We start from the raw sequence: 25,622 nt of genomic DNA, 5'->3' as shown, positions 1-25,622 counted from the left end.
GTTCCTTTTGAACACTGCAAATCTACGTTAGGTTTAAAATCGCTTTGTAGTGATACAAGTAAATGCATGTAGTTTAATCATAACATGATTTTTTCATTCGAATAAATTTTAATTTATTCTCAATTTATCTTCAGTTTTTAAACAAGTTTATTAAAAATTCATGGTTTTAAATGGAACAATTTTATTTACATAGTTATTGCAAATTACACGAATTTAAAATTGCTTTTTTATAATTAATTTTTCTTACTTTTGGGTTGATTTAGATGAAATTTTTTCTTAACCTAAGATTTTACTTTAGTAATATTCTGAATAGTCATTCTTATGGAAAATTTATTGCTTGCCGACGATGATATGGATGATCGTCTTTTTTTTCAAGATGCTGTTGAAGATTTATTTTCGACCACTACTTTATCTACCGTTAGTGACGGAGTTGAACTAATGGAGTTCTTGACAAATAATACAGATCAATTACCTGACGTTCTTTTCCTTGATTTGAATATGCCGCGTAAAACAGGTTGTGAATGTCTATTAGAGATAAAATGTAATGAAGAATTAAAATTCATACCGGTTGTTATATTCTCTACATCTATGGATATTGATATGGTAAATAAACTGTATGAAATGGGAGCCCATTATTATATTAGAAAGCCAGGTGACTTTGGCATATTAAAAAAGGCAATTAATCAGGCAACAGTATTATTAACTGTAGACAAAATTAATCAACCCGAAAGAAGTAAATTTATTATTCAGTGCTAATACATTTTTAATCATTTCAATTTGAACAATCCATATTATTTTCTGGAAGGTGGAGGGGAAATGGGACTTCAAATTCGCAACAAAGACTGGACACAAACTCCGCTAGGAAGTCCAGATACTTGGCCTCAAAACCTACAATCTGCAGTTTCTATCATACTAAATAATCCTTTTCCAATGTATATCGCATGGGGAAAGGAATATCGACAAATTTTTAATGATGCTTATGTGCCCATTTTAGGACATCAAAAGGAGATAGATGCTTTAGGGAAAAGTACTTCTGAAACCTTTTCAGAGGTGTGGCATATTACTGAACCTATTTTTAAAGCCGTGGAACGAGGAGAATCTGTAGGTTTTTCAAACTTTATGTTTCCATTATTAAGAGAGGGCTCGATTCAAAACTGTTATTTTGATTTAGCATACAGTCCTATTTTTTTGCAGGATCGATCCATAGGAGGAATTTTAATAACCATTTTTGAGACTACCGCTAAGAACCTAGCAGATGAGGAACTAAATAAAAGCGAGAAGCGATTTAAAGCTATTGCTGATAATATTCCTAATCTGGCATGGATGGCAGACGAAAAAGGGGAGCTATACTGGTATAACAAACAATGGTATGATTATACGGGAACAACTTTTGAAGAAATGAAAGGTTGGGGATGGAAGTCCGTTTATCGTGAAGAGGAATTGGTAAAGATATTGCAAGAATGGAACTTCTCTTTAGAAAAAGGGATACCATTTGAGATGAGTTATGCCATTAAAGGCGCTGATGGAAATTATCAGCAATTTTTAACTAGAGCTCTTCCTGTAAAAAATGAGGAGGGAGAAATTACTACATGGTTCGGTACGAACACAAATATTACCTCTCAAAAAGCTGTAGAGCAGGCGCTCGAAGATAGTAAAAAAGAATTAGAATTTGTAATTGAAACTGCAGCTCTAGGAACATTTGATTATAATCCAATAACTAATAAATTTTCAGCTAATATCCGTTTAAAAGAATGGTTTGGTTTAAGTGCTGACCAGGAAGTAGACTTAGATGATGCCACAAAGGTTATTGTAGAAGAGCATCAAGAAAATGTTTTAAATGCTATTGCAAAAGCTTTGGATTTTTCTTCAGGAGGTATTTATGATATCGCATATAATATCGTAAATCCTATTTCTAAAAATGAAATTACATTGCATGCAAAAGGTAAGGTGTTATTTGATGAAAATAAAAAGCCATTCCGATTTAATGGAACAGTAGAGGATATTACGGCGCAAAATACTGCTCGTAAACAACTAGAGCAAAGTGAGAATAACTTAAAATCAATCATATTACAAGCGCCTATGGCTATTGCAATTTTGCGTGGCCCAGAGTATATTGTTGAAATAGCAAATGAAAGTGCTTTAGACTTATGGGGTAAAACCGCACAGGAAGTTGATAACATATCTGTTTTTGAGTCCATACCAGAATTATCTTTACAAGGAGTTAAAGAAATTTTAAATAATGTAAGAGCATCAGGAAAACATTTATCTACCACAGAGCTACCATTAAAAATTATGCGATCTGGTACCTTAGCAACTGTTTATATGAACTTCTCCTATGAGCCTATTTACGATGATCAAAGCAACAGTAATAAAATTATGGTTCTTGGATATGATGTAACTACCCAAGTGATTGCTCGAAAAGAAATTGAAAAAAGTGAGCAAAGCATTCGTAGTTTGGTGGAAAGTGCACCATTTCCCATCGCGGTTTATACTGGGATTGAGATGCGTATTACCCTTGCAAATCAATCCATGATTGATGCATGGGGAAAGGGAAGTGATGTTATTGGGAAATTATATAGAAATCTATTACCGGAATTAGAAAAGCAAAATATTTATGAGCAGATAGAAACGGTTTATAAAAGTGGAATAGCATTTAATGCTAAAAATCAGCCCGTAGCTCTTTTAAAAGATGGATTTTTAAAGGTTCATTATTTTAATTATAGTTTTACTCCACTAAAAGATTCAAGTGGTGCAATTTATGGCGTGATGAACACAGCTGCTGAAGTCACTGAATTGAATGAAGTTAAAGAAAAAATTGAAGAAAGTGAAAAGCGCTTTCGTAATGCGGTGCATCAAGCTCCAGTTGCTATGATAATTGTGCGAGGTCCAGAAAATATCGTCAACATGGTTAATGCTCCCTATTTAGAGTTAGTAGACAAAACCACAAATGATTTACTATCAAGACCTATATTCGAAGTTTTACCTGATGCAGAAGAAACTATAAGTCCTATTTTTAAAGAAATTTATAGAACGGGAGAAGCCTTTCATGGTTATGAATTCCCAGTGACTTTAACACGATTTGGTAAAAAGGAAAACTGCTATTTTAACTTTGTATATCATCCTTTATTAGATTTCAATACCGTAACAGGAGTTATGGTCGTTGCCACAGATGTAACGGCGAATGTTACAGCAAAGAAACTGTTAGAAGAAAATGAGCAAAAATTCAGACTTTTAGCCGACTCAATGCCTCACTTTGTGTGGACTGCTGATGAAAGAGGAAAATTTAGCTATTTTAATCAAGCTGTGTTTGATTTCTCAGGTTATAATAAGGAAGAAATTATTGAAAAAGGTTGGCTCTCAATTGTTCATGACGATGAAAAAGAAGACAACACTGAAAGATGGATGGACGCAATAGCAACCGAGAAAGATTTTATAATTGAGCATCGCTTTCGAAAAAGTGATGGAACATATCGTTGGCAATTAACTAGAGCTATCCCGCAACGCGATAAAGAAGGAAAAATAAAAATGTGGGTAGGTACTAGTACAGACATTCAAGATCAAAAAATATTTACGACTGAGCTAGAACGAGAGGTTTTAGAACGCACAAAGGAGCTTTTTCAGAAGAATGATGATTTAGAAAAGATGAATAAGGAATTACAGTCCTTTGCTTATATATCTAGTCATGATTTACAAGAGCCTTTACGAAAAATTCAAACATTCGCGACTCAACTTAGAGAAAGAGAGTATGACAATATATCTGAGGGAGGTAAAGATAAGTTTATAAGAATGCAAAGTGCTGCTGATCGCATGCAAACACTTATTCAAGATTTACTTGCTTATTCTAGAACGAGCATTCAAGAACGTGTATATGAGAAGGCAAATATTTCCACTATAGTTAAAGAGGTAAAAGAAGATTTAGAGTACGATTTTGAAGGAAGAAGCACTACTATCAACATTATAAATGACTGCAAAATTGATGTTATTCCAGTTCAATTTAGACAAGTAGTATTTAATTTAATTACTAATTCATTGAAGTTCAGTAAACCTGATTGCGATGCAAAAATTACTATTGACAGCTTAATAGCTTTTGGATCAGAGTTAAATAATTTAAAACTGAAGCAAGATGTAGAGTACTATTATATAAAATTTAGCGATAATGGAATTGGATTTGAAGAGGAATACAGTGAGAAAATATTTCAAGTATTTCAGCGCTTGCATGGAAAGGAAAAGTTTCAGGGGACCGGTATTGGTTTAGCGATTGTGAAAAGGATAGTTGAAAATCATCGTGGAATAATAACTGCACATGGAATTTTAAATGAAGGCGCAACTTTCAAAATCTTTATCCCTACTTCCCATTAAAATTTTTAAGAATTTTACTTTATAATCAAAAAAAATACTCGACATAAATATGCCGAGTATTTTTTTTAAAATAGATAAGATTATCTATAAATATCTTGACCTCTATTTGTTTTCCAATTTTGCTCTAAGTAGTCAGCATCTTCGTCATTTCTTGGATGAACTCCCATTACAACATGACCGTTGTTAATACCGGACTCATACAATTTTGCACGATCTTCAGGTATTCCTGAACCAACTAATGCGCCAATAATTCCACCTGCAATTCCACCTGCACCTGCTCCAGCTAATCCAGCTGCTAATGGTCCAGCAACTATTAGTCCTAAACCTGGAATTACTAAACTTGTACCTATAGCTGCAATTACTCCAACAATAGCTCCTACTGTTCCACCAATGGCAGAACCAGTACCTGCAGTTTCAGCCGCTTTAGTTCCTAATTCAGATTTATCATTCTCTTCAGAATAGTATTTTTTTCGTGTCTCATCTGACATCACTAGATTAATGTCCTCTTTTGCATATCCGCGTTCATGTAATGCATTATATGCACTTTCTGTACTTTCACGGTCAGAGAACATTCCTGTTAGCATTTGACCTCTGTCATTGTTGTGGTTGTTGTGATTATTTTCCATAATATGTTTGTTTAATTGGTGAATTACGTTTCTCCTTTTACAAAGTTGGCAAATGCACAAATAAAAAGTCTTACACTATTTTATAGAATTTTTATGTAATTTAAAGTACTGATTGTGAGTGTTGTAAAAATCATTATTTTTGCTTATTTAAAAACCTAAGTACATGTGCTACCACACCATACAAACTAAATTGGCTTTACAAATTGAAAAGCGCTTTAATGCAAAAATTAAGGACAAGAGTTCCTTTGCACCTGATGATCACGTAAATGGATTTACATTTCCTAAAACTCCAATAATTACAAATGAGGATGTTACTATTATAGAGAACTTTAATTGGGGCTTAATCCCTGCTTGGTCAAAAAACGATGATATTAAGGTTATGACTCTAAATGCAAAGATTGAGACTATTAAAGAAAAGCCATCATTTAAAGATGTTGTCAATCAAAGGTGTTTAATAATAGCAAATGGATTTTATGAATGGCAGTGGTTAGATTCTAAAGGAAAAAACAAAATTAAATATCAAATAGGAATTGGGAACGAAGAGCTATTTGCCTTTGCAGGACTATATTCTCGATGGAATGACACCAAATCAGGCCAGGTAATTAATACATATACAATGTTGACAACTCATGCAAGTCCATTAATGGCCAAAATTCACAATATTAAAAAGAGAATGCCGATAGTTTTACATCCAGAAGATGAAAGTAAGTGGCTTAATTTAACGCCAGTCGAAGATTTCGCATATCCTTACAAGACGGATTTAGTGGCTAAGCAAATTTCCAATAATCCACAACATCTATCTTTGTTTTAATATTCGTAGTAATTAAAATTTAAAATATGCAACACGTACTGATTTTAAGCACCAAAAGAATTAATATTCCTGCTTCGGATTTTATACCACTAGTAATTTCATTGATAGATGAAAATGAGATGGAAATCGATTATTTTGGAATTGAAATCGATAATCCAGCAGATTATCTTGATGAGCAGATGAAATTAAAAATCAATACTACTTCGTTTATTACTATTCATTTTGAATGTGATAAAATTGATTATGGTAGTTATTCGGATGAAGCTGTATTGAATTTTATAACTGATGTTTTACGTTATGATGAAGAAAAAGAGATAAAAGCAGATGATAAGGATATTGAAATTATCATTGATATTTCTTTAAAATTTTGCAATGAACTACTTCAAAAAAAAGGGTCGGCAGATTAAAATTTTACTAAATTATTTTTGGTGCTAATTACCGCCATATATCGTATAAGAAACTTATTAAGAATCATTTTTCAAAGCTCAGTATAAATTATTTTACATTATATAGGTAACTTTAATTATATTTCCTTTTCCCGGCATATTGTGTAAATAAGGATTTATTTTTAATTACAATATCAAATCTTCTCATTTGGGTTCTTTTAAGAACATGATGGTAATTTTTTTAAGTTTTTTAAAAATTAAGCGTACTATTAGAGTTAATCTATAAATTTGTGTTGGTTTACAAAAAAATTAAAAGGAATTTAAAGCAAACATTATTTTGAAAAAATAAATTCTTTCCTTATTGTTGGAGATTTGCTGAAAATTTCATCAAATTCTTCCAACGAATCGAATTTTAGTTGTTCTACAATTTTATATTCATAAAAAACTTTAAAGGAATTTTCTTTAAATACCCAAGGTTTTAAAGATATTGTATTTTCATCTTTATAATAAACCTCATTTAAATCACCGTCGGGACTTTCAGATACTTCCATTTTTCTACCTTCAGGTTGAATTTTATCCAAACAAATTAGCAAAGAAAATGCATCGCACCATTCAACTAATCTATATAAACGTTCCGAATATTTTTTATCAATATTAAGGTGCTTCAGTATTTGTTTACGATTAGTTTCTTGTTCCTTCAGAAATAAATTTAGCTTCGAATCATTTTCCTCATTAATACCACCAAAGATAAAATTTAAATGCATAGAGGTTAATAGAGCGTTTAACTGGCATTTAGAAGTAGCCAGTTCCATAACGTTTAAATATTGCTTTAGGTCAGTCTTACTTGAATTATCGCTTACTAAAAAATTTCTAGGTGCTCCAGCATCGGTTAGATTTTTATTTTCTAAAGTTTCTGCAACACCATCATCGTGTTCCGCTATTGCGATAAGTGTTGGAACAATAATCTCATTGGGTAATTTAATGTCATATTGATAAGCAATCATAGCAGCTAGAAGGCCATGAGAGCGCTGAGTAATAATTTTCCAACCTTTATTGTGTGATGCTACAATCATAATTGCATATAATTAAAGTTTACATTAAAAAAAAATTTAGTAATTAAAGGAGATTTATTCAAATTAGCCAATTTAATAATTATTTCCGCAAAAACGAATCAGCAATATAAAAATTTAAAAATTAAGCAGAGCCTCAATTTAATTCGAAAAGCAGAAACTACGGTCCTTACTGATGAGGCAATAGAATTATTTAAATTCTCCTTACAATTATTTTAAAATATCTGCTGTTAAAGATTTGTTTAATTCCGTACAAAAATAGCTTGGGGATATCCCTGTACGGGTTTTAAATGCTCTTGTAAAGTTTTGCGTAGAGCCAAAGCCAGCCTCGTCTGCTAATGATTTGTTTTTGTAAATACGGTATTTATTTTCACTTTTAAGCAATTCTATGATATGATCAATTTTAAGATCAGTGATATATTCAATAATTCCTTTGTTACGATATTTTGCAATTATTTTGTAAGCATATTTAGTATTAGTATTCAATAAAGAAGCCAATTTCAATAAATTTATCTCTTTTTCGAGATACTTTTTACTGTGCTCGAATTTTTCTAATTTTTTTAGAATTGTAGCAACTACATCAGGATTTATATCTAGTTCCTTACTTGCTGATCCTACACATAATTTAGATGTTTCTGGCTTCCTGTTCATTAGTTCTTTGAATAATCTTTTATTTTTATAGTGCCTGTACACCAGTATCGCTATAAGCACTGTCATAACTGTCATCACAAGGCAGATTATAACTGTCCAGTACTGTTCAATGTTTCTTTGCCTTTGGAGTAATTTTTTTGTGTCGTATTCTTTGTGTATTTTCCCTGTAAGGTATTTGTAATCCTGGAGTAGTAACTTATCAACTTCTAAAAGTGTTTTGACATAATATAACTCTAAAGTTTTGTCGTTTTGTTGCTGATAATAATCTATTAAGAATTCATAGGCTTCCCGTAAATGAGGACGTATGTACTTTTGTTTTTGGAAAGCTTCATCTATTTTTAATAAATAGGGTAATGCCTTTATATGTAATTTTTGATCCCAATAGCTTTTTCCGATATAAAAATAGGCGGTTGTTTCGTTTATAAAGTCTTTATTATCAATCACAATAGGTAATATCTTTGTCAATTTTTTTATTGCATCTGTATAATTGTATTGAAAATATTGATTTACGCCCTCTGAATGGATAAAGTATGGCTGCATTTCTAAATTTTTAAAGCGCAAGCCCTCGCTTATTCCCGTTCGATTGATCTGGCTGCACAGCTGATATTTACCTATTCGGTTATAACAAAGTCCTAACGAATGCAATGAATTTAAATAGGCACGTTCATTTTTTTTCTTGAAATATTTCACACATTCTTGAAATAATGCTGTTGCCTCATCGTAAAATCCAAGGTGATACTTGACCTGAGCAATTACATATTTTACTTTGTATATTAGATAGTGGTTGTCTGTCTTTGAAATATATTCATCAGCTATCAGATAGTTATCTAGAGCTTTTCTGTGCTCTTTATGATCGTACTGTATTATCCCTTTTGTCATATATGCTGATCCGATTAATTCGATGTCAGCTGTACTTCTCGCTGCAGTCAGCATACTATCTGCATATTTTAGTTGTAGCTTATTATCGCTTAAATAAATTAAAGCTTTATAAGACTGCGTCATTTGACCGAAGTTTTTCTCCCGTTTTCCTTTAGCTAACCACGATTGTGCATATAACCTCTCATTAATGCTATCTTTTTCCTCATATCGTATGTTGTTGCTAAAAAATTCATAGGTTTTACCGGAAAGGCTGTCTGAGATTAACAAATTATTTTGTTGCGCATAGGCATTATGAAACAGGCATACCCATAGTATTATTAAGTATTTTTTCATCATATATCTATAAGATTGGGGGCTTACCGATTAGAAAATGCAGGACTTATTTACCACTTTATTCTGTTCCTGCATACTAAAGTAATTAAAATAAATTAATTGATAAAAGAATTACGTTAATAAAGGGTTTTTTTATCTTCTAGAATATAACTCACTGTATAGTTGTTATTTATCAGGAAATGTTATGTGTTCAATTCGTGAATTACATATGATAGATTCCCGAATTGGACAGTTGTAGACTTGCGGGGAGAGAAAAGAGCCATTAGTTTTGTCTTGAATTCAAATGGTTTTTTATGAGTAAAACCAACACCAACATTGTTCAAATTACCCCGGGAGAAATGAACTGATGAAAATAGTAATCAGTAACATTTAAAAAAAATATCTAAAATGAAAAAATTCAATCCATGTTTAAGCACTTCACTATGCGTTTCCTTTTTATTTACACTTAATTGCTGTACTATGGATTCGGTTTTTGTATCAGATGATACTTTAGAGGAGGTAAATGGGAAAAATGAAAATTCTTATCATGCACCCAAAAAAGTGGAAGTGGTGTCGGCTCAAAGTACTGTCAAGTATGTACCAGGAATGCATATGCCCAGTACGCTATCTGAAGCTTATCATATACAGGATAGTATTTCGAGTTATTCGAGCCCCGTAACAGATAACATTATTAATCCGGACTGGAAAAAACTTATCACGCGTGTTGGTAATGATTAAGAACTAGATTTAAGTTAAATTGTATGCGGTTTAAATAATGTGTTCTAACTAGGTTACTCATTTTTGAGTAGCCTTTTTTAATTTTCATCTGCTTCGTCCATACGTTTGATAAGTTTGTCTTTTAGGATATTTAGGAATTTAGTTCTTTCAGTTTTTCTGTTTCGAATTTCGAGAAAAACGCGGTGGAATTGACCTAAATTAATATCGAAAACTGATTCGAAGAAGCTGATTATTTCACTGAGTCCTGCTGCTCCATTATTGAAAACACCTTCTGTATGAAGCGAATAAATTAGTTCTATAAGTTCCACTTTTGAGCTTGTCCATTTCAGGTTTCTAGAAGGTAAATTTCTTAGCCTCTGCTGGTCGTGGTTATGCTCTATCTTTGTGATTTCTGATTCTATATAACATTTAATCAAATCATTGGCCAGAATTTTTGCTAATTTATGATCATGAGAAGTAGAAAAACGCTGGTCAGCCTGAAAGTAAAAATTATCTAGTGTTAATTTAATATCACATTTGCCTCTTACAAAGTACATTTTGTCAAGGTATCGATTATTTGTGCGGTAATAGCGGTAAAATTCCTGATTTTCGTCGAAAAATGTTTTTAGTTTTAGCAACTCAGAATTATAATATTTACGAAGTGTTTTTTTGGGACCGTAGGGTTTATTCGTTTCAATATTATATATTTCGGTATAATAAATGAGCTTTCCCGCAAACATAGGTTTGACATACCGAAAAAATTCAATCTCTTCATTTTTATCTTTGAATTTGTATTTTATTAAGTAGGTTTTTAGTTTTTCTAAACCCATAATCAGGATTTTGATAGCCTCTTCATAATAACGAACTGTATAAGCTCCTTCTAAAGGTATCAGTTCTAGTTTTCGGTCTAATTCCGACTGCAGGGACTCAGAAAATAATTTCATTGTAGGTTATTTAGATTTAGTATTCTTGATTAAATCAAAAACAAATCTATACGCTGATTGTATTCGGTGCAAATTATCTAGTGTTTGATTCCCGAATTGAATATTGAAATTCCCGAATTGCATAGCTAATAAGTTAGTGTATAAACCATTAATTAGCTTAAAATTCAAAGTATTAACAACTGCAAATTTCTACTTATAATAATATTAGCTGTAGTAATCTTTCACTACAACATGAGCATTTAGGTCATAATTTTAATCTCTTTTTCTATTTTTTCTAGCTGGAACTATATTATAAACTAATTTCCAAAAAAATCAGATTAGGGCCAAAATTACTAATTTATTAAAAATTAAATTTCTCTCGCGCATTAATGACCACCTAATATTAGATTTACTACATCTTTAAAACATCAATATTATCATTTGTCAAATTCTGTATGTTTCTGGTAATTTTTTCAATTGGCCAGTTCCACCAACTAATTTTCAAAAGTTTTTCAATTTGTTCATTTGTAAATCTTTTTTTTATCTCTTTTGCAGGATTACCACCAACAATTGAATATGGTTCAACATTATTACTTACAACAGAGTTACTTGCAATTATAGCACCATCACCTATTTTTATCCCTGGCATTATTGTAGCATTAAATCCTATCCACACATCGTTTCCAATTTCAGTATTTCCTTTATTTGGATATTCTTTTCCAATCATCGCATCTTTCCAATCATCACCAAATATGGCAAAAGGGAAAGAACTAATTGATTTTGTCAAATGATTGGCTCCATTCATAATAAATTTGACGTCAGAAGCAATCATACAAAATTTTCCAATTATTAATTTATCTCCTATAAAATCAAAGTGATATTTCACATTTTTCTCAAAATTACCTACATTTTCAAAGTCATCATAGTATGTAAAATCTCCAACATCAATGTTAGGATTTGTTATTATATTTTTAAGAAAACATAGTTTTCCATAATTAGCTAGTGGAAATTTAATGTTCTTGTTAGGTATTTTCATATGTATAGCAATTTGTATTAGTCACTTCATCTAAAATAACTGAAAAGTTACAATAGATCATTTTCATAAAGAGTTTGGACTCCTCTATTTTTTATAAGAACTAAGATATAACAAAGTACTTTATTTTGGTAAAAAAACAATGCTGTTAAAATTTCTTTATTTCGTAACTAAAGAAATTGTTTAAAGCGCATGTAATTAAATTATTTTTAAAACCCCAGAATCCGCTCTTAATGAAGCTCCGTTTGTTGCAATAGATACAGGACTTGATAAATAGGTTACTAAATTTGCAATTTCATGCGGATTTATAAATCTTTCTAATAAAATATGAGGATTAGAACGTTGAATAATCGCATTTTTCATCGTTTCAATTTCAATATTTTGGGCTCCTGCAATTTCTTCAACTACTTGTGAAACACCATCGGAATATGTTGGTCCTGCCACAATTGTATTGACTGTAATTTCAGTGCCTTTTGTCAATTTTGAAAGTCCATTTGCAATTGCAGATATAGCTGCTTTTGTCATTCCATAATGAATCATATTATCAGGTACATTTACTCCAGATTCACTACTAATAAAAATAATACGTCCCCAATTTTTATTTTGCATTTTTGGCAAAAGTTGTCGAGACAGTCTAACAGAACTCATTACATTTATCTCAAAATATTTGTACCAATGCTTGTCGGTTATATTCTGAAACTCTTCAATTTCAAAAATGCCTACGTTGTTTATCAAAATATCTATTTCTGTTAATTTTTGAAGCAATTTTTCAATTTCATCTTTCTTTGTGAAATCAGCCGCTATAGCTGAAATATCAGCGTTTGGAAATTGATTTTGTAATTTGTCCTTTGCTAGTTCTGTCTTTAACTTTTCTCTTCCATTTATTATAACGGCGGCTCCTTCTACTAATAATTGCTGAGCAATTGCGAATCCAATTCCCTGCGTTGAACCACTAATAAATGCTTTTTTACCTTTTAATTTCAAATCCATGTTTACTTTTTGTAGCGTTTAATAAATAGATATTCGTACATAATCAATTGATTAACTTTAATTGAAGCTCTATTTGTATTCTTAATATTTCTTTATTTGGATAAACTCTCCTTAGTGAATTGATTCCGCACCAAACAGTAATTAAATATCTCCCCAAAACACTAGCCTCTATTTCAGATTTTAGAGTACCTTTCTTTTGTTCTTCAAGAATAGTATTAGTGTATAGTCTTTCCGTTTCTTTTAATATATCGATAGCTTCGTTTTCTAATTCTTCATCTACAAAAGTCATTTCAACTATGGTGTTAGCGACAATACAGCCTCTGAAATGATCATCTTTTGATTCTGTTGCTACGTTAATAAAAAATTCTTTAATCAATTCAATGGGATCTTCACTATTCTCAATTGCAGTTTTAAAATTATTTAAATCTGCTTTTCGTTGTAAAAGCGACCTCTTAAAAAGTTCTTTTTTTCCGCCTTTAAATGTGTGGTAGAGGGTACCAGCGCCCGCACCTGTGGCTTTACTAATATCAGATAAAGTTGTAGCGTTGTATCCTTTTTTCCAAAATATATCTTGGGCTTTAAGAATAATTTCCTGGTCTCTAAATATGTTCGGTCTTCCTTTCATTAGTTTTGTAATGGTTACTACAAAAATAGTAAATAAAAAACTAAAAGACATAATTTTAGTTTTTTATTAGTCACTAATGCATTTTCGAGTCATTATACTCGAGAATCTTACCACGAGCATTTATTGCGGAAACCTAAACATTATATATATAAATAACTCAAATTAGGCATCAATCCAGGCAAATGCTTGTTCTAAGCAGTTCTTTGGAATATCTATTTGTTTTTTTTAAATTTTACCGACATTAATAATTTGCCTTGTCCATTTTTTTTCTACTATTGCGTCAAGTAGACATTTTGCACAGTCCGCGTAAGGCAGCATTACAAAATGAATTTTGGTTTTAACTCCTGCCACATATTTTCGTTCTGGTGGGGCTTTTTTTAAACCGGAAGCTCTAACTATTACCCAATTTAGGTTGCTTTTTTGAATTGCTTCTTCTGCTTTTACCTTATCGTTGTATGAATCCTTGTATATGAGTCGGAAGAAAGGCATAAGTAATTTTGTCGTAAATGATAATTCACCATAATCTGCTTGGACAAAACCACTCATGAAAACAAATCGTTTTACTGCATTACTTTCACAGGCTTTCACAATGTTACTTGCTCCAATAGACAACAAATTATTAACCTGTCTATTATTTTTAGGACCAAAACAGCTTATTACAAAATCTATGTTCTTAAAAGCTAATTGAAGGCTTTCTAAATCTTTCACGTTTCCTTTTAAAACGTTTACATTTTCATCAAATAATATGCGTTCAGGATTTCTGACAACAATTGTTACATTGTAATTTGCTTCAAGTGCTAAACGAACTAATTCTTTTCCTGTTGAGCCTGTTGCTCCAATTATTGCTATTTGCATCATTTTTATCTTTATATACTTGCTAGTTGCAAAATTACAACGTAATTTCGCAACTAGCAAGTATAGAGTATAGTCTATAGTATAAATAATTTTAATAATGAAAATAACGCCATGTTAATTAACGAGTTGTCAAAGCGGACAGGAGTGTCAATACACACCTTACGATACTATGAAAATTACGGTTTAATTATGGGTAAAACAGATGAAACTGTTACGTCTAATAATTATAAACAGTATGATAATACTGTCATTGAAAAAGTGTTTTGGATTATTGCATCAAAGAAAGCAGGTTTTACTCTGTCTGAAATAAAAAAATCAATGGAAGACTGGTTTAACAATCGATTGTCTATCAGTAAAATAATTGAAATTGCGCAAAAAAAAATTGATGAGATTGACAATAAAATTAGAGAATTAAGACAAGTAAAAAAAATTTTACTAGAGGCAATGAAAGATGTTGAAAAAGGTAACTGTTAATTTGCCTATTAGATTGCACAATCCAGCTACAAGATTTTGATAATTTGAAAAGTTGGTTATTATATTGCATACTGTATTTTGACGGCACGACGATATGCTGAAAACCGTTATTAAAATAAATCTGCAATTTCGCCAGAATGATATTTGTAATACGGCTATATTGTGGCCAATAATTCCATTGTATTTTTTTCTTTTATGGATAATATTTTTAAAATTTCCGATGCTTCTTCTATATATTTAATGTCTCGTGTTTCACTAACTTTTATGAAAAGGTCTGAAACATTTTTCCATAGTTTTGCTATTTCTACAAATTCTATATGACCTTGTTTCAATTTGTCTAGTTTAAGCAGTTCGTAACTTTCCTTCAAAAAATCACGATATAAATTTCTAAATAAAGCCCCGCCCGTTCCTGCTTTTTCCATCAACATAGCAGTCATTTTAAAATCATTTTCAATGTCTTTGCTTAATTTGAACCATTTGATAATTTCTGAACTTGTTTTCAAAATTCCTTTATAGCCAATGTTTGTGATTGGCGGATTTATATGTTCAGCTGCATTATTTATAATTGCTTTTAAAATTGCCGTTCGTAAGTCAAAATCATTGTCAGTTTTGTGCAAAGTATAGTACAAATTTTTTGATGACATAGGTCCTTTTTCCGCTCTTGCTAGCTCCAAACTTTTCAAAGTAGTTTTTACTAGTCCGCCTTGTTGATTTGTGTCTACTAAAAATGCGTTTTCGCTGTCATAGCCATAAAGAGCAGTATAATGTCCTGCAAAATGAAATGGTCTTGAAAAATATTCAAGATGAAAGCAGTCTAACTTTAATCCTACAGCTTGTCCGTTGTCGATAAGTGATTTTACATTGTCCCAAGCTTTTTGCACCGATGAGGTCTCATTTACAGTCAATTCAAGGTTTAGGTTTCTTGCTATATTTTCGGTTAGTACGTCAGGTTTTACTCGTCCACCAATAAAAGGGTAATCCATAGATTTCATGTTCCAAAATATGTATCCTAGACCTTCTCCAAGTCCAAAAAGCATTGGTTCAGAAAGTTCAATATGAAGCTGTAATAACAATGTTCCGGTTGTTGTGGTTTCACAATGTTGTCCGTCAAATGGTTTTAAATTATCTATTTTCATGTGTTGCGATAGATTATTGAGTTCTACAATTTTGTTTTGGATTGTCAAGAAATGTTTTTATACTAGCTTTATTTCCAATTAAGCAGTTAAAATGCTTAACAAACATTAAATTATGTTAAAAGAACCAAGTTCAGATTTTTTTACTAAACTTTTCATACTGCCAAACTCATTCCAGCATTTGGTTTTTGTCAGCTAACTTTAATTGTTGACTAATGTCCATTAGTTCTGTTATTTTTATCTTTAAACACAAATAATGATTGTCTTTTAGATCTAGTACATTAGCTAATTTGATTCCGTCGTGTAAGTTTAATTGGAAAATACCACAATATTTTATATCGGGTTACAATGCAATCAAAGTACTTAACTTGGATTTAGAAATAAGCTCACCATATTACCACATCGATGTTAACAGAATTATTATTAAATTATCCTTATTTCTTCTTTAGTCATTTTTATTAATTGAATCTTTTTTCTTTCCTAATGTATTAAATACACATCATCATAGACTTTGGACTCATCTTAATAACCTCCTATAAAAGTCAGTCCTATTACCTTCTATGATCCTCTTATTTCCAACTGTTATGCCCACTGCTGCATGTCTTGTTTGACGAAGATATGGATTTTTACTACAAATAATGATTTACCCCAATGTGTATGCGGAATAACAAACCATAACTTTTGACCTACCGCTTTTAAGTATTCTACTTTATTTTTGCTGTCTGCCCATTTTTTCAACTTCTAAAACCCATTTTAATCTTTTTGCGTCTGTTGAGTTTTTAACGATACCATTGTACGAAACTTTTACGGGTTTAATTCCACAAAATTCTAATGTAGATTTTTTTAATTGGTTGACACTTGGTCTGCCATAGGCTAACCAATAATACCAACTAGGTTGGTCAAGTGTTGTAATAATGTGAGCCGTTTTACCTTTTAATAATTTGTCCCATAGCATCGAGTTTTCTCTGTACTGAAATGCAAAGCCTGGCAAAAAAACTCTGTCAATAAATCCTTTCATAATAGCAGGAAGTCCGCCCCACCAAACCGGGTGAATCCAAACCAAATGGTCTGCCCATTTTATTTTATCCCAAGCATCAATCAAATCGGGTTCTAATTCAGTTCTTTTTTGGTAACCAAATTGTAAATTGGGGTTAAAATTTAGACTAGCAATAACAATTTCTTTTACTTCTGCACCAGCCTTTTCAGCACCTTTCTTATATGATATTGCGAATGCCGAATTCAGACTTTCTTTATTAGGATGACCATTTATGATAACTATTTTTTTCATAATTAAATATTTATATTAATTGCGTTATTTGAAGTTAATGAAGATAAAAACTCTGTAGGATCGTGTAGTTGATGACTAAAATAAACGCCGCTCTTAATATCATTTTTCAGCATTTTTTCAATGTGAAGTACCGTAGAAAAGGCGGTCAACTCTGCTTGCCCTTCTCGGCATTTAATCGTCACTTTGTCAGTATTTAAGTTGCTTTTAGAAAAAGATATTTCAAAAGAAGAAATATCGCCACTTCCGCTGCCTCCAAATATTAATTTTCTTTCTTTAAAATTTAAAATTTTAAAGAAATTTATTTTTTGCATAATGCCTAGGGCCGAAGTAATGAATTTAGAATCAAAAGTCAGTTTGGCTGTTACGGTTGGTATTTTTTCTATTTGGTTAAAAATATATAAATCTGGAATATCAATATCATACACTTTTCTATTTTTGCCGTCAAAATCAAATTTATGATACTTTGAATTAAAAAAATGCTTGGTAAAAATTTTTATATTATTTTGATAGAAATGGAAGGTCTTACTTACATTCTCTGCCATAAAATCAGCAGAACTTTTTCCGGCTTTATCTTTAGTAGAGTAGTAAATAAATATCGCAACACTTGTAATATCTTTAACAACCACTCTTTTTGCATTTACTAACAATGGGGCAATGCCACCCATCCATCCAGAACCAAATACAATTTTACTTTCAACGGATCTTTTACGGGTAAAATCTAAAGATTTAATTAGCTCGCTTGTAGGTTTTGTAATATCGATATAATCAATTTTACATTTTATTGCATAATCTAAAACATTATTATGATAGTCTTTTGTACAAATAATGATTAGACTGATGGAATGTATGTTTAATGATGCAAAAGTGCTTTTGTCATTTACATCGATGTGAATATGGTCTGGATTTGCATCTTTATTCCTTGTTCCGATGAAAATTTTCAAAGAAGGATTTCTACTTGACAGCATTTCATAAATAGTTTTACCAATCAAACCAGTTCCACCAATTATTAAAATTGTTTTGCTCATCTCTTTAGTTTTAAATGTTAGATGTGCAAAGCTAAATACTGTCAAACTTTATTAATAGGACAAATGTCTAAAAAGAAAATTCCTTCCGTATTCTGCTTAAATGTCGTTGTGAAATTCCCAAGTAAGAGGCTAAATATTGTAAAGGAATTTTTTGAATGTACTCTGGTTGATTTTTCATCAGGTCTGCATATCGTTTTACTGCGTCACTTTTTTGTAAATTAAATATTCTTTTTTCTAATTCAATGTATTGTTGTTCAGCTATTGTTTTTAAGAAATAAACCCAATTAGGATTTTGTTGAATTAAGACCTCAAAATCACTCTTCTGAATGATTAATACTTCAGTTTCAGCAATTGCTTGTATATTTTCTTGTGTTGGCTGTGCCGTCAAGAATGATGAGTAGGCAGTCACTAAGCTGTTGGGAAACGTAATACAGTAAGTAATTTCTTCATCTTTGTCCGAATTGTAATAACTACGTAAACTTCCCGATAAAACAAATGCTACTTGTTTACAAGTTTCGCCTTCCTTAATAAAGTACTCCGATTTTTTGAAGAGCTTATGAGTTAGCATTTGAATAAAGCTGTTAATTTCAACATCTGTCAATATCTTGAATGATTCTAAAAAGAGTTTAATACTATCGTGAGTCATTTGTAGATTTATGTTTATTCTTTTCGGTTTTCTTATGGTGACGGATAACTTCATGGCGCTGGTCGGGTTTGAGAACTTTATATAAGATATTTTGGCATTTTGTGCCTTTTGGTTGTTTCCTTGAATTTTAGTTTTCGGGCAGGCACATGCTTCAAAATCATAGCGTCTTAAATGTCGTGTATGGCTTTTATTTCTTGATAGATACTTTCAGTAAAAGGCGTGTTCATATTCAATTCTTTTCCATATTTGATAATAGTTCCAGCGAACAACTCTAATTCATTATTACCTTTTCCGGAATTTAAATCAAGTTGTAAAGAGGTAGGTGTTTTTGGAGGAAACGTAGCAGCTTTTTCAAATGTCTTTTGAATAATGTTGTCTAGCAGATAAATTCCTTTCCGATCTGCAATTGATTTTATTTCATCCATTATTTTCGTTGCTGCTTCTTTTTGTAATTGAATACTGCAAACCGCTCCTATTGATGAATTGTGTTTTGCAGTTATTAAGCCAAAACTTGCTATAAAAATAAATTTTGTCCAAATATCAAGTAATGAATTGTCTTTGAATTCAAAATCTATTTTACTACTTTCTATTAACTTTATAACCCAAGCTATATCTTCAGAAATATGTTCTGGGTCTTTGCCTAAAATTAATTTCCCTGACTTTCCCTTATGTTCAATAATGCCCTTTTCTTTTATATGTGACGCAACATAAAGACAAGAGGGAAGGATAGTATTATAGGGTATTATTTCACGAATTCGATCATAAATATCAGCACCATTCATCATTGGTATAAGAATGGTTTTTTTTGTAATTACTTCGGATAGTTGCTTACAAATATTCGTTAAATCATATTCTTTAACACAAATAAATACCAAATCGGGCTTAGAAATATGGAAAACTGTTTGATGCATCGCATCGGGTTTTGTTATACTTATTGAATGTTCAGGTGAAAGTAACGTTAGTCCATTTGCTTTTACAGTATCGTAAGTCTGACCTCTTGCTACGAAAGAAATTGAATGTTCCTTAATTTTTTCGTTTGCTTGATTTATCTTAAAGCCAAAATAACCGCCAACACCCCCAAGACCTATGATAACAATCTGTTTCTTATTCATTTTTTTTCACAAATATCAAAATTCACGAATACATAAGCACTTGATAAATGTCAAGAAATTATAGTTTACTGATTTCTTTTCTAATTCTACTTAATGTACTGTCTGTAATTCCTAAATATGAAGCTATAATTTTAAGAGGAACATGTTGAAAAGTAAATGGCTGCTGTTTTAAAAGGTTTAAATACCTTGTTTCTGCTTTTTGACTTGCCATTTCAATTACTCTGTCGTTAAGTTTATAATAATTGATTACAAATAAAAGACGGCTAAACTCCCTGAATTCGGCGATATTATGAAAATTTGTTTGTACATTTTCTAAGGAAGTTTCCCATATTTCACAGTCAGTCAGGGTTTGATAGATTTCTTTTGTAGGTTGTTTTTTGAAGAAGGATAAAAAGTCATTGACAAAACAAGGACCTGAATAGATGTTTGTTGTAACTTCATTATTATCTTCATCAAGAAGATAGGAGCGCATGTATCCTTTCTCTAAAAAATATGTTTTTGTACTAATGGTATCTTTATCCAACAGCGTAGTATTCTTAACTAATACAAAATTAGAAAATGTTTCCGTAATTTTTTCAACGACTTCTTTCTGGATTGGAAACAAGGAATGGAAATAGGTGTTAAGTGTTGATTTGTCCATTAATTTGGTTTTTCAATTGCTTGCCTAACGTAAGCATATCTAAAGAGCTCACTACAACTTAATTTTGAGTAAATATAGTGGATTTGTTATACAAAAAGCAATATGCATATACAATTGGCAGTATAATTTAAATAATAAACAGATAGATTATAAATCTGGACCACTACATTTATTTAAGTGCCGATCCACCCAACGTTCATCAAAATGCTTGTTTACAATACACTTATAAAATTCATCTGTCAAGTGTAGTGCCACTATCCAAATCACAATTATCCCTATAATTTCTTACCAATTCATATTTAATATAGATTTGATCTAATGTCAAACTTAAATTTTATGGAGTTACATAAGTTCCAATCAATATTAAATGGAAGTAGTGTAAGAGGGCTTGTTAGGATAGGTAAAAAAGAGACAAATAACTTCGGAATTTTTATGTATGTTTGCCCTAGTTGCCTAGAAAACCAAATCACAATTCTGGTTTATTATATGACCAGTTAGAAGCTAAAGCAAAGAACAAAAAAGCAGCTCTAGTTACAGTGTGCAATAAGCTGCTTAAAATTGTATTTACATAAGTAAAAAATACAAATTTATACCAACAAATTTAAAATTGTTGCATTAATTTTTTGAATTTACTGGTTTATTTTCTAAATTACTACCAACGTTTCTCGGCTAGGCGATGCGGCGGAAATCGAAGCATAAAACTTCAATTTTGCACTAAACTTCAATTGAAAAACTGAATTTGATTTTGGCACAAAACCCGCCATATTGCCAAACCGATGTTGGCGGTTCGTTGTTTTTGTGTCTTTCCGATTTTCAACTGATGTCGGTTAGTTTTATTATTTTTTTATCTTTAAATACAAATATCGATTTGCCTTTTAGAATTAGTTCATTTCCTTTTTTCATTCCGTTGGGAAAATCAACCGCTAAAACACCGAAATATTCTATTTCAATTTCGGTTTTATCTTCTTCGTGTTTGAAAGATTTTATTATTTGATGTCTTTCAGAAAAGTAGTTTTTTGCCGTCTCTGCTTGTGATTTAAATGCTTCAATTCCGTGTAATGTCATTGAAATTTGCCCATTGTCTATGTTTTCAAAAGTAATTTCATCCGAAAAGTTTGCCACCATTGTAGAAACATTAAAGTTGTTATATCCTTGTAAATAGTTTAAAATAATTTCTTCTCTGTCTTTCATCTGTGATTATTTATTGTTTATATAAAGTGTTAATTCCTTTTTCTTGCTAATTCGTCTTTACTACTTTAACTAGTTCTTATTTATCTTCTTTTTTACCATTGTCAAAATCCGTGGTGGATTCTCGATTTGAATTCTCCATATCATTTTTAGTAATTGCAAATTCATGCGCAGTTAATGGCGCATAACTGAGTTCAAGTTGATTTAGTAGGCTTTTTCTTTCCATAAAATTGCATATAACGTTTGGTATATGAAAAGTAGGCAATTTCGAAGCACGAAACTTTCGGTTGAGTACAAAGTTTGATACAAGCCAAAAGCCTTTATTTTACTGATATTTCGCCTATTTTTTATATACATTGTTGTATGCTGCCTTTCATTAAAACTCTAATTACTATTAGTATTTATCATATTTGAAGGTAATAATAATGATGATGCAATACCTTTTATTTTGTCATCTTTTTTTTAAATACAAGTTACGCCCTATTGTCTTTTTTAATTGTTAAGAATTTATTAAGGTCACGATAAAATTGTTTTTAATAATATGTGTCATTTATTTATAACTTGTTAGCCATTTAATAAGCTGCAACGCAAATTCAAGTTCTGGGTCACGAGACAAAATTTTATCCTTTATTGTTGGTAATATGTTGTAATCTGGAATTACACCTCGGTCTTTATATTTATATTCTTTTACAGCCATTGAATATTTCATAAGTGGAATTCCAATTTGTAATAATGAATTTGGCAGCGTTACTAGAGGTACAGAGCCGGAACAGTTTCCGTTATAACCGCCGCCACTTTCTTCACCTATAAAAACTGCAGCTGTATAGCTATGTAGCATTGAAAGAAATTCTGAAGTTGTTGAAAAACAATCACCATCTATAAGAACATATAGTTTGCCTGAATAATAAGGTGTACTATTTTCTTGGATGCCAACGTTGGGATGATCTATTACATTATACGTTCCAACATCATTTTTTTTAATTGCCTCTTCAGGAATTTCTAACTCAGGATCGTCTGTATATTTCATAAAATTAAATTTAGGTTTATTGATTATTAGAGATTCATAATACATAAACTCGTGGTCTACAAAGTATGAAAATAGCATTTTGCCATACTTATCAGTTCCTCCCAAATTGCCTCTTAGATTAATAATGAGGTTTTTAACTCCTTTATTATTAATTGTTTGAAAAGTAGATTCCAAAAAATCGTTGAAGTTAATTTCACTATTCACAAATTCATCTCTATTAAAACTTTTTATTTTAAGGTATGCTGAAGAATCATTTAGAAGTTTAAATTCTGCTGGAAATTGCGCTACTTCTGGATATTTATTTTTAAGAATTTGTAGAAGGTTTTCAAAGCGTATTCCTTTTAAAGTGGCAGTTTTTGTAACTTTATTATTCATTGGTACATACTCTATTTTATAATTTTCAGTATATCCCTGTAGGTAAAATAAATAGCGGGTTAGTAATCCTGTGCTTTCAAGACGCTTGTATTTGTTAGTTTCATTGTTACCATCTGAACTGGTGATTTTTAAAACATCAGAAATGAATGCGGAAACTGGCTGACCGTTAATTGAAATTATTTCTGCGCCTAATATTACTTCATCACTAAGGTTTGAATAATTTTTTTGAACATACATTTTTTGTCCCGAAATATAAGCCTTGAAAGGAACGGAACACTCACAATTATCCAATTTGTTGCGTGTATTTTCTGTTGGATAAACATCCATATGGCCATCACGAATTTGCATAACAACCTTACTTAGGAACACATAAAATTCCTGTTCAGACATTTGTTTTTGAAGCTGTTTTTCAGATGCATTAAATAAAGAATCGATAGTTATTTTTGAGCTATACCTATACATTGCTGGATATCCTTCTTCAAGAGAGGCTCTCAAAAGTTGAAAGTCCTGTATCAATTTTTCGGGTGCAATCTTATTTTCTTTTTCGGCTTGCTGTGCTGTTGAAAGTGTAGTTATAAAAACAAATAGTAATGCTAAAATATCTTTAGATTTTATGTTTCTAATTATAATTTTCGAAATTGATATTAAATTTTTCATATTTTCTATTTAAGGTATGATTAATGTTTTTTTTTAATTCAAAAAATGCTTGCAATTCGATATTTAACTACATATAATAGCCAACCCAATCTAATAGCAATTAATTATTTTAAATGATTAAATGAATGATATATTCGAAAAGTAAGGGACGCTATATTTTAATTATGGTAGTTTTTAGAGATTCATTTTTTTAAAATAAGTCTCTTTTTAAATTCCGTTTTAGTCGTTTTGTTTATCTGTATGCTTTAAAAAGAAAAAATAACCCAGAAAACTTGCAGATACACAAAAAATCATAATGGCTAAAGAATGAATGCCTAAAGGAAGCGTGTAATTAATAATGGTAAGCGCAGTTCCCACTCCTGCTAAAATAGCGAACCACTTAATATTTAAATTTTTGTTTCTATTAGTACTGTCTTGTAAAATAGAATTAATTACATTTTCAGAAAGTCCGTTGTCAATAGATTTGTTTTTAAGCCTATAATCCATCCAACGTTTTATAAGAGTTAAAATAGTAAAGGAAATTAAGGCAATTAAAATTATTATCCCAGTCATTACTTGGATATCCTTGTCTAAAGCTAAAACGCTATCGTTTTGTGCATTGGCAACTAATGTTGATGCAATGGCAGTAATTGTTAAGAAAATTGTTTTCATTTTTTTAATTTTAGTTATACTACATTAGACAGTTTACCGTAATTATGGTTGCAAAAAAATCATTTTATTTTTATAATTTTTATTCATATCTGCATATAAAAAAATGGAAATCAGAATAATAGTTACTACAATTAGTGAAAATTGTATGGTAGAAATTCCAGTAAAAAGAGTTGGAAAATATTGATTAGTTTTATAAATTAATATTGACAAAGTGGTTATTAAAAAGCCAAACAAAAGCGCAATTAAAAATGTATCAATTGCATAATTTTGCTTTTCGGGTAATTGCTGCATTATCAAATTTGCAAGGTCAAATTCAAAAACTGGATTTGGCTCCTTCTTAATTTCAGCAAATAATAATTTGTATAACTCAACTTCTGCTTTGCATTTTTGGCAGTGATTTATATGTTCAATTATACTAATATCAAAATCATCTTTACCCAATACATATTGTTGAATTTCTATTTCATTTATATGTATGTTTTTCATAAGTCTTCTTTTTTATGTGTGAGTTCTATATTTTCTTTAAGTGTTTTTCTGGCTCTAAATAAATAATTTTTCACTGTACCTTCTGGAAGTTGTGTTATCTGAGCTATTTCTATATAACTCAATTCTTCGTTATGATAAAGATTGATTAAAAGCTTATAGATTGGTTGCAATTTTTCTATTTCAACACTTAAAATTTCTGAAAGCTCTTTTTGAAAAAGTTGTTTTTCCGTGTCATTATCTAAGTTTATTTTATTGCTGAAACATTCCAATGCTTCTTCTTTGGTTTTATTTTCAAAATCATATTCAAGCAATTTTAATTTTTTATTTTTAAGATAATTTAAGCAGGTATTATATGCTATTTGACCAATCCAAGTAGAAAGTTTGGATTGAAATTTAAAACTTTTAAGATTTTTAAACGCTTTTAAATAAATATCTTGAGCAAGGTCCTCTCTGTCTTCATTACTGGCAATCATTTTGAAAACAATTTGCGCAACTAACCTTTCAGTATTTTTCATAATGGTAGAAAATGCAGCTGCGTTCCCAGTCAATACCTTTTCAATCAGGTATTTGTCGGAAAAACCATTTTCATTTTTATTATCCATATAGTTAATTAGACAAGCCTTGTAGAAATATGTTGCAGAAATTGTTATTTATTTCTAAGGTATAGTAATTTTTTTAATTCA

General features: G+C 30.8%; 27 protein-coding genes. 6 read left to right on the top strand and 21 right to left on the bottom strand.

Annotated features, from left to right (window positions below; translation table 11 throughout):
- The first annotated feature begins 321 nt into the window (after nucleotides 1–321).
- Together H2650_RS10840 and H2650_RS10835 are read left to right on the top strand one after the other, a co-directional pair.
- Nucleotides 322–756, top strand: coding sequence for a response regulator (locus tag H2650_RS10840; RefSeq protein ID WP_188050821.1), 435 nt, complete (start codon nucleotides 322–324; stop codon nucleotides 754–756).
- 21 nt (nucleotides 757–777) lie between these two features.
- A complete protein-coding gene (locus H2650_RS10835) occupies nucleotides 778–4,359 on the top strand; it encodes a PAS domain S-box protein (RefSeq protein WP_188050820.1) in 3,582 nt (1,193 codons plus the stop codon).
- Nucleotides 4,360–4,439: 80 nt separating this feature from the next.
- On the opposite strand, the gene H2650_RS10830 is transcribed toward H2650_RS10835, so the two are convergent.
- Nucleotides 4,440–4,985, bottom strand: coding sequence for a hypothetical protein (locus H2650_RS10830; RefSeq protein WP_188050819.1), 546 nt, complete (start codon nucleotides 4,983–4,985; stop codon nucleotides 4,440–4,442).
- 163 nt (nucleotides 4,986–5,148) lie between these two features.
- Between H2650_RS10830 and H2650_RS10825 the strand changes: the two genes are divergently transcribed.
- Nucleotides 5,149–5,796 carry an SOS response-associated peptidase gene (locus H2650_RS10825; RefSeq protein ID WP_188050818.1) on the top strand — a complete coding sequence of 216 codons (648 nt, stop codon included), beginning with the start codon at nucleotides 5,149–5,151 and terminating at the stop codon, nucleotides 5,794–5,796.
- A 26-nt stretch (nucleotides 5,797–5,822) separates the two neighbouring features.
- Entirely contained in the window at nucleotides 5,823–6,203 is a 381-nt protein-coding gene (locus tag H2650_RS10820) for a hypothetical protein (protein WP_188050817.1), read from the top strand.
- A 311-nt stretch (nucleotides 6,204–6,514) separates the two neighbouring features.
- On the opposite strand, the gene H2650_RS10815 is transcribed toward H2650_RS10820, so the two are convergent.
- Together H2650_RS10815 and H2650_RS10810 are read right to left on the bottom strand one after the other, a co-directional pair.
- Complete coding sequence (locus tag H2650_RS10815; protein ID WP_188050816.1) at nucleotides 6,515–7,255, bottom strand: DUF3891 family protein; 741 nt, start codon at nucleotides 7,253–7,255, stop codon at nucleotides 6,515–6,517.
- Nucleotides 7,256–7,462: 207 nt separating this feature from the next.
- Nucleotides 7,463–9,115, bottom strand: a complete 1,653-nt coding sequence (locus H2650_RS10810) for a helix-turn-helix domain-containing protein (protein ID WP_188050815.1) — start codon at nucleotides 9,113–9,115, stop codon at nucleotides 7,463–7,465.
- A gap of 459 nt (nucleotides 9,116–9,574) precedes the next feature.
- Here H2650_RS10810 and H2650_RS10805 point away from each other — a divergent pair, with 459 nt between their 5' ends.
- A complete protein-coding gene (locus tag H2650_RS10805; RefSeq protein WP_188050814.1) occupies nucleotides 9,575–9,832 on the top strand; it encodes a hypothetical protein in 258 nt (85 codons plus the stop codon).
- Nucleotides 9,833–9,909: 77 nt separating this feature from the next.
- On the opposite strand, the gene H2650_RS10800 is transcribed toward H2650_RS10805, so the two are convergent.
- From H2650_RS10800 to H2650_RS10780, 5 genes are all read right to left on the bottom strand, one after another.
- Nucleotides 9,910–10,755, bottom strand: coding sequence for an RteC domain-containing protein (locus H2650_RS10800; RefSeq protein ID WP_188050813.1), 846 nt, complete (start codon nucleotides 10,753–10,755; stop codon nucleotides 9,910–9,912).
- 391 nt (nucleotides 10,756–11,146) lie between these two features.
- Nucleotides 11,147–11,770, bottom strand: coding sequence for a CatB-related O-acetyltransferase (locus H2650_RS10795; protein ID WP_188050812.1), 624 nt, complete (start codon nucleotides 11,768–11,770; stop codon nucleotides 11,147–11,149).
- 195 nt (nucleotides 11,771–11,965) lie between these two features.
- Nucleotides 11,966–12,757, bottom strand: a complete 792-nt coding sequence (locus tag H2650_RS10790; protein WP_188050811.1) for an SDR family NAD(P)-dependent oxidoreductase — start codon at nucleotides 12,755–12,757, stop codon at nucleotides 11,966–11,968.
- 43 nt (nucleotides 12,758–12,800) lie between these two features.
- Nucleotides 12,801–13,382 carry a TetR/AcrR family transcriptional regulator gene (locus tag H2650_RS10785; RefSeq protein WP_188050885.1) on the bottom strand — a complete coding sequence of 194 codons (582 nt, stop codon included), beginning with the start codon at nucleotides 13,380–13,382 and terminating at the stop codon, nucleotides 12,801–12,803.
- Between the two features lie 225 nt (nucleotides 13,383–13,607).
- Entirely contained in the window at nucleotides 13,608–14,240 is a 633-nt protein-coding gene (locus H2650_RS10780; protein ID WP_188050810.1) for an NAD(P)-dependent oxidoreductase, read from the bottom strand.
- 108 nt (nucleotides 14,241–14,348) lie between these two features.
- Here H2650_RS10780 and H2650_RS10775 point away from each other — a divergent pair, with 108 nt between their 5' ends.
- Entirely contained in the window at nucleotides 14,349–14,711 is a 363-nt protein-coding gene (locus H2650_RS10775) for a MerR family transcriptional regulator (protein ID WP_188050809.1), read from the top strand.
- 155 nt (nucleotides 14,712–14,866) lie between these two features.
- Here H2650_RS10775 and H2650_RS10770 read toward each other — a convergent pair whose 3' ends face one another.
- The 13 genes from H2650_RS10770 to H2650_RS10710 form a co-directional block, all read right to left on the bottom strand.
- The gene (locus H2650_RS10770; protein WP_188050884.1) at nucleotides 14,867–15,847 is read right to left on the bottom strand and encodes a BtrH N-terminal domain-containing protein; all 981 of its coding nucleotides are present in this window, start codon (nucleotides 15,845–15,847) and stop codon (nucleotides 14,867–14,869) included.
- A 579-nt stretch (nucleotides 15,848–16,426) separates the two neighbouring features.
- Nucleotides 16,427–16,582: a hypothetical protein gene (locus tag H2650_RS10765; RefSeq protein ID WP_188050808.1), complete on the bottom strand. Its 156-nt coding sequence runs from the start codon at nucleotides 16,580–16,582 to the stop codon at nucleotides 16,427–16,429.
- Nucleotides 16,554–17,132, bottom strand: coding sequence for an NAD(P)H-dependent oxidoreductase (locus tag H2650_RS10760; RefSeq protein ID WP_188050807.1), 579 nt, complete (start codon nucleotides 17,130–17,132; stop codon nucleotides 16,554–16,556). The genes H2650_RS10765 and H2650_RS10760 overlap by 29 nt, the downstream gene beginning before the upstream one ends.
- A 2-nt stretch (nucleotides 17,133–17,134) precedes the next feature.
- Nucleotides 17,135–18,157 (bottom strand): saccharopine dehydrogenase, encoded by a 1,023-nt coding sequence (locus H2650_RS10755; protein ID WP_188050806.1) that lies wholly within the window; start codon nucleotides 18,155–18,157, stop codon nucleotides 17,135–17,137.
- 67 nt (nucleotides 18,158–18,224) lie between these two features.
- Nucleotides 18,225–18,803 carry a Crp/Fnr family transcriptional regulator gene (locus H2650_RS10750; protein ID WP_188050805.1) on the bottom strand — a complete coding sequence of 193 codons (579 nt, stop codon included), beginning with the start codon at nucleotides 18,801–18,803 and terminating at the stop codon, nucleotides 18,225–18,227.
- Nucleotides 18,804–18,970: 167 nt separating this feature from the next.
- Nucleotides 18,971–19,915, bottom strand: a complete 945-nt coding sequence (locus H2650_RS10745) for a ketopantoate reductase family protein (protein WP_188050804.1) — start codon at nucleotides 19,913–19,915, stop codon at nucleotides 18,971–18,973.
- 58 nt (nucleotides 19,916–19,973) lie between these two features.
- Nucleotides 19,974–20,555 carry a Crp/Fnr family transcriptional regulator gene (locus H2650_RS10740; protein WP_188050803.1) on the bottom strand — a complete coding sequence of 194 codons (582 nt, stop codon included), beginning with the start codon at nucleotides 20,553–20,555 and terminating at the stop codon, nucleotides 19,974–19,976.
- Between the two features lie 813 nt (nucleotides 20,556–21,368).
- Complete coding sequence (locus H2650_RS10735; protein ID WP_188050802.1) at nucleotides 21,369–21,746, bottom strand: nuclear transport factor 2 family protein; 378 nt, start codon at nucleotides 21,744–21,746, stop codon at nucleotides 21,369–21,371.
- A gap of 76 nt (nucleotides 21,747–21,822) precedes the next feature.
- The gene (locus H2650_RS10730; protein ID WP_188050801.1) at nucleotides 21,823–21,969 is read right to left on the bottom strand and encodes a hypothetical protein; all 147 of its coding nucleotides are present in this window, start codon (nucleotides 21,967–21,969) and stop codon (nucleotides 21,823–21,825) included.
- A 324-nt stretch (nucleotides 21,970–22,293) separates the two neighbouring features.
- The gene (locus tag H2650_RS10725; protein WP_188050800.1) at nucleotides 22,294–23,802 is read right to left on the bottom strand and encodes a S41 family peptidase; all 1,509 of its coding nucleotides are present in this window, start codon (nucleotides 23,800–23,802) and stop codon (nucleotides 22,294–22,296) included.
- A gap of 219 nt (nucleotides 23,803–24,021) precedes the next feature.
- On the bottom strand, nucleotides 24,022–24,453 hold the full coding sequence (locus H2650_RS10720; protein ID WP_188050799.1) for a hypothetical protein: 432 nt from the start codon (nucleotides 24,451–24,453) through the stop codon (nucleotides 24,022–24,024).
- Between the two features lie 42 nt (nucleotides 24,454–24,495).
- On the bottom strand, nucleotides 24,496–24,939 hold the full coding sequence (locus H2650_RS10715) for a hypothetical protein (protein WP_188050798.1): 444 nt from the start codon (nucleotides 24,937–24,939) through the stop codon (nucleotides 24,496–24,498).
- Nucleotides 24,936–25,541 (bottom strand): RNA polymerase sigma factor, encoded by a 606-nt coding sequence (locus H2650_RS10710; protein ID WP_188050797.1) that lies wholly within the window; start codon nucleotides 25,539–25,541, stop codon nucleotides 24,936–24,938. Before H2650_RS10710 ends, H2650_RS10715 begins: the two co-directional genes overlap by 4 nt.
- Nucleotides 25,542–25,622 lie beyond the last annotated feature (81 nt).

This window comes from Flavobacterium sp. GP15, from assembly GCF_014281985.1.
In the GTDB taxonomy this organism is placed as follows: domain Bacteria; phylum Bacteroidota; class Bacteroidia; order Flavobacteriales; family Flavobacteriaceae; genus Flavobacterium; species Flavobacterium pygoscelis.
Note: the sequence above shows the minus strand (reverse complement) of the source record. Positions and strands in the feature narration are given on the sequence as shown.

What these genes read in the sequence shown, in the direction of transcription:
- H2650_RS10840 (WP_188050821.1), top strand. Translation starts at nt 322, where the DNA reads ATGGAAAATTTATTGCTTGCCGACGATGATATGGATGATCGTCTTTTT.
- H2650_RS10830 (WP_188050819.1), bottom strand. Translation starts at nt 4,985, where the DNA reads ATGGAAAATAATCACAACAACCACAACAATGACAGAGGTCAAATGCTA.
- H2650_RS10825 (WP_188050818.1), top strand. Translation starts at nt 5,149, where the DNA reads ATGTGCTACCACACCATACAAACTAAATTGGCTTTACAAATTGAAAAG.
- H2650_RS10820 (WP_188050817.1), top strand. Translation starts at nt 5,823, where the DNA reads ATGCAACACGTACTGATTTTAAGCACCAAAAGAATTAATATTCCTGCT.
- H2650_RS10815 (WP_188050816.1), bottom strand. Translation starts at nt 7,255, where the DNA reads ATGATTGTAGCATCACACAATAAAGGTTGGAAAATTATTACTCAGCGC.
- H2650_RS10810 (WP_188050815.1), bottom strand. Translation starts at nt 9,115, where the DNA reads ATGAAAAAATACTTAATAATACTATGGGTATGCCTGTTTCATAATGCC.
- H2650_RS10805 (WP_188050814.1), top strand. Translation starts at nt 9,575, where the DNA reads ATGGATTCGGTTTTTGTATCAGATGATACTTTAGAGGAGGTAAATGGG.
- H2650_RS10800 (WP_188050813.1), bottom strand. Translation starts at nt 10,755, where the DNA reads ATGAAATTATTTTCTGAGTCCCTGCAGTCGGAATTAGACCGAAAACTA.
- H2650_RS10795 (WP_188050812.1), bottom strand. Translation starts at nt 11,770, where the DNA reads ATGAAAATACCTAACAAGAACATTAAATTTCCACTAGCTAATTATGGA.
- H2650_RS10790 (WP_188050811.1), bottom strand. Translation starts at nt 12,757, where the DNA reads ATGGATTTGAAATTAAAAGGTAAAAAAGCATTTATTAGTGGTTCAACG.
- H2650_RS10785 (WP_188050885.1), bottom strand. Translation starts at nt 13,382, where the DNA reads ATGAAAGGAAGACCGAACATATTTAGAGACCAGGAAATTATTCTTAAA.
- H2650_RS10780 (WP_188050810.1), bottom strand. Translation starts at nt 14,240, where the DNA reads ATGATGCAAATAGCAATAATTGGAGCAACAGGCTCAACAGGAAAAGAA.
- H2650_RS10775 (WP_188050809.1), top strand. Translation starts at nt 14,349, where the DNA reads ATGTTAATTAACGAGTTGTCAAAGCGGACAGGAGTGTCAATACACACC.
- H2650_RS10770 (WP_188050884.1), bottom strand. Translation starts at nt 15,847, where the DNA reads ATGAAAATAGATAATTTAAAACCATTTGACGGACAACATTGTGAAACC.
- H2650_RS10760 (WP_188050807.1), bottom strand. Translation starts at nt 17,132, where the DNA reads ATGAAAAAAATAGTTATCATAAATGGTCATCCTAATAAAGAAAGTCTG.
- H2650_RS10755 (WP_188050806.1), bottom strand. Translation starts at nt 18,157, where the DNA reads ATGAGCAAAACAATTTTAATAATTGGTGGAACTGGTTTGATTGGTAAA.
- H2650_RS10750 (WP_188050805.1), bottom strand. Translation starts at nt 18,803, where the DNA reads ATGACTCACGATAGTATTAAACTCTTTTTAGAATCATTCAAGATATTG.
- H2650_RS10745 (WP_188050804.1), bottom strand. Translation starts at nt 19,915, where the DNA reads ATGAATAAGAAACAGATTGTTATCATAGGTCTTGGGGGTGTTGGCGGT.
- H2650_RS10740 (WP_188050803.1), bottom strand. Translation starts at nt 20,555, where the DNA reads ATGGACAAATCAACACTTAACACCTATTTCCATTCCTTGTTTCCAATC.
- H2650_RS10735 (WP_188050802.1), bottom strand. Translation starts at nt 21,746, where the DNA reads ATGAAAGACAGAGAAGAAATTATTTTAAACTATTTACAAGGATATAAC.
- H2650_RS10730 (WP_188050801.1), bottom strand. Translation starts at nt 21,969, where the DNA reads ATGGAAAGAAAAAGCCTACTAAATCAACTTGAACTCAGTTATGCGCCA.
- H2650_RS10725 (WP_188050800.1), bottom strand. Translation starts at nt 23,802, where the DNA reads ATGAAAAATTTAATATCAATTTCGAAAATTATAATTAGAAACATAAAA.
- H2650_RS10720 (WP_188050799.1), bottom strand. Translation starts at nt 24,453, where the DNA reads ATGAAAACAATTTTCTTAACAATTACTGCCATTGCATCAACATTAGTT.
- H2650_RS10715 (WP_188050798.1), bottom strand. Translation starts at nt 24,939, where the DNA reads ATGAAAAACATACATATAAATGAAATAGAAATTCAACAATATGTATTG.
- H2650_RS10710 (WP_188050797.1), bottom strand. Translation starts at nt 25,541, where the DNA reads ATGGATAATAAAAATGAAAATGGTTTTTCCGACAAATACCTGATTGAA.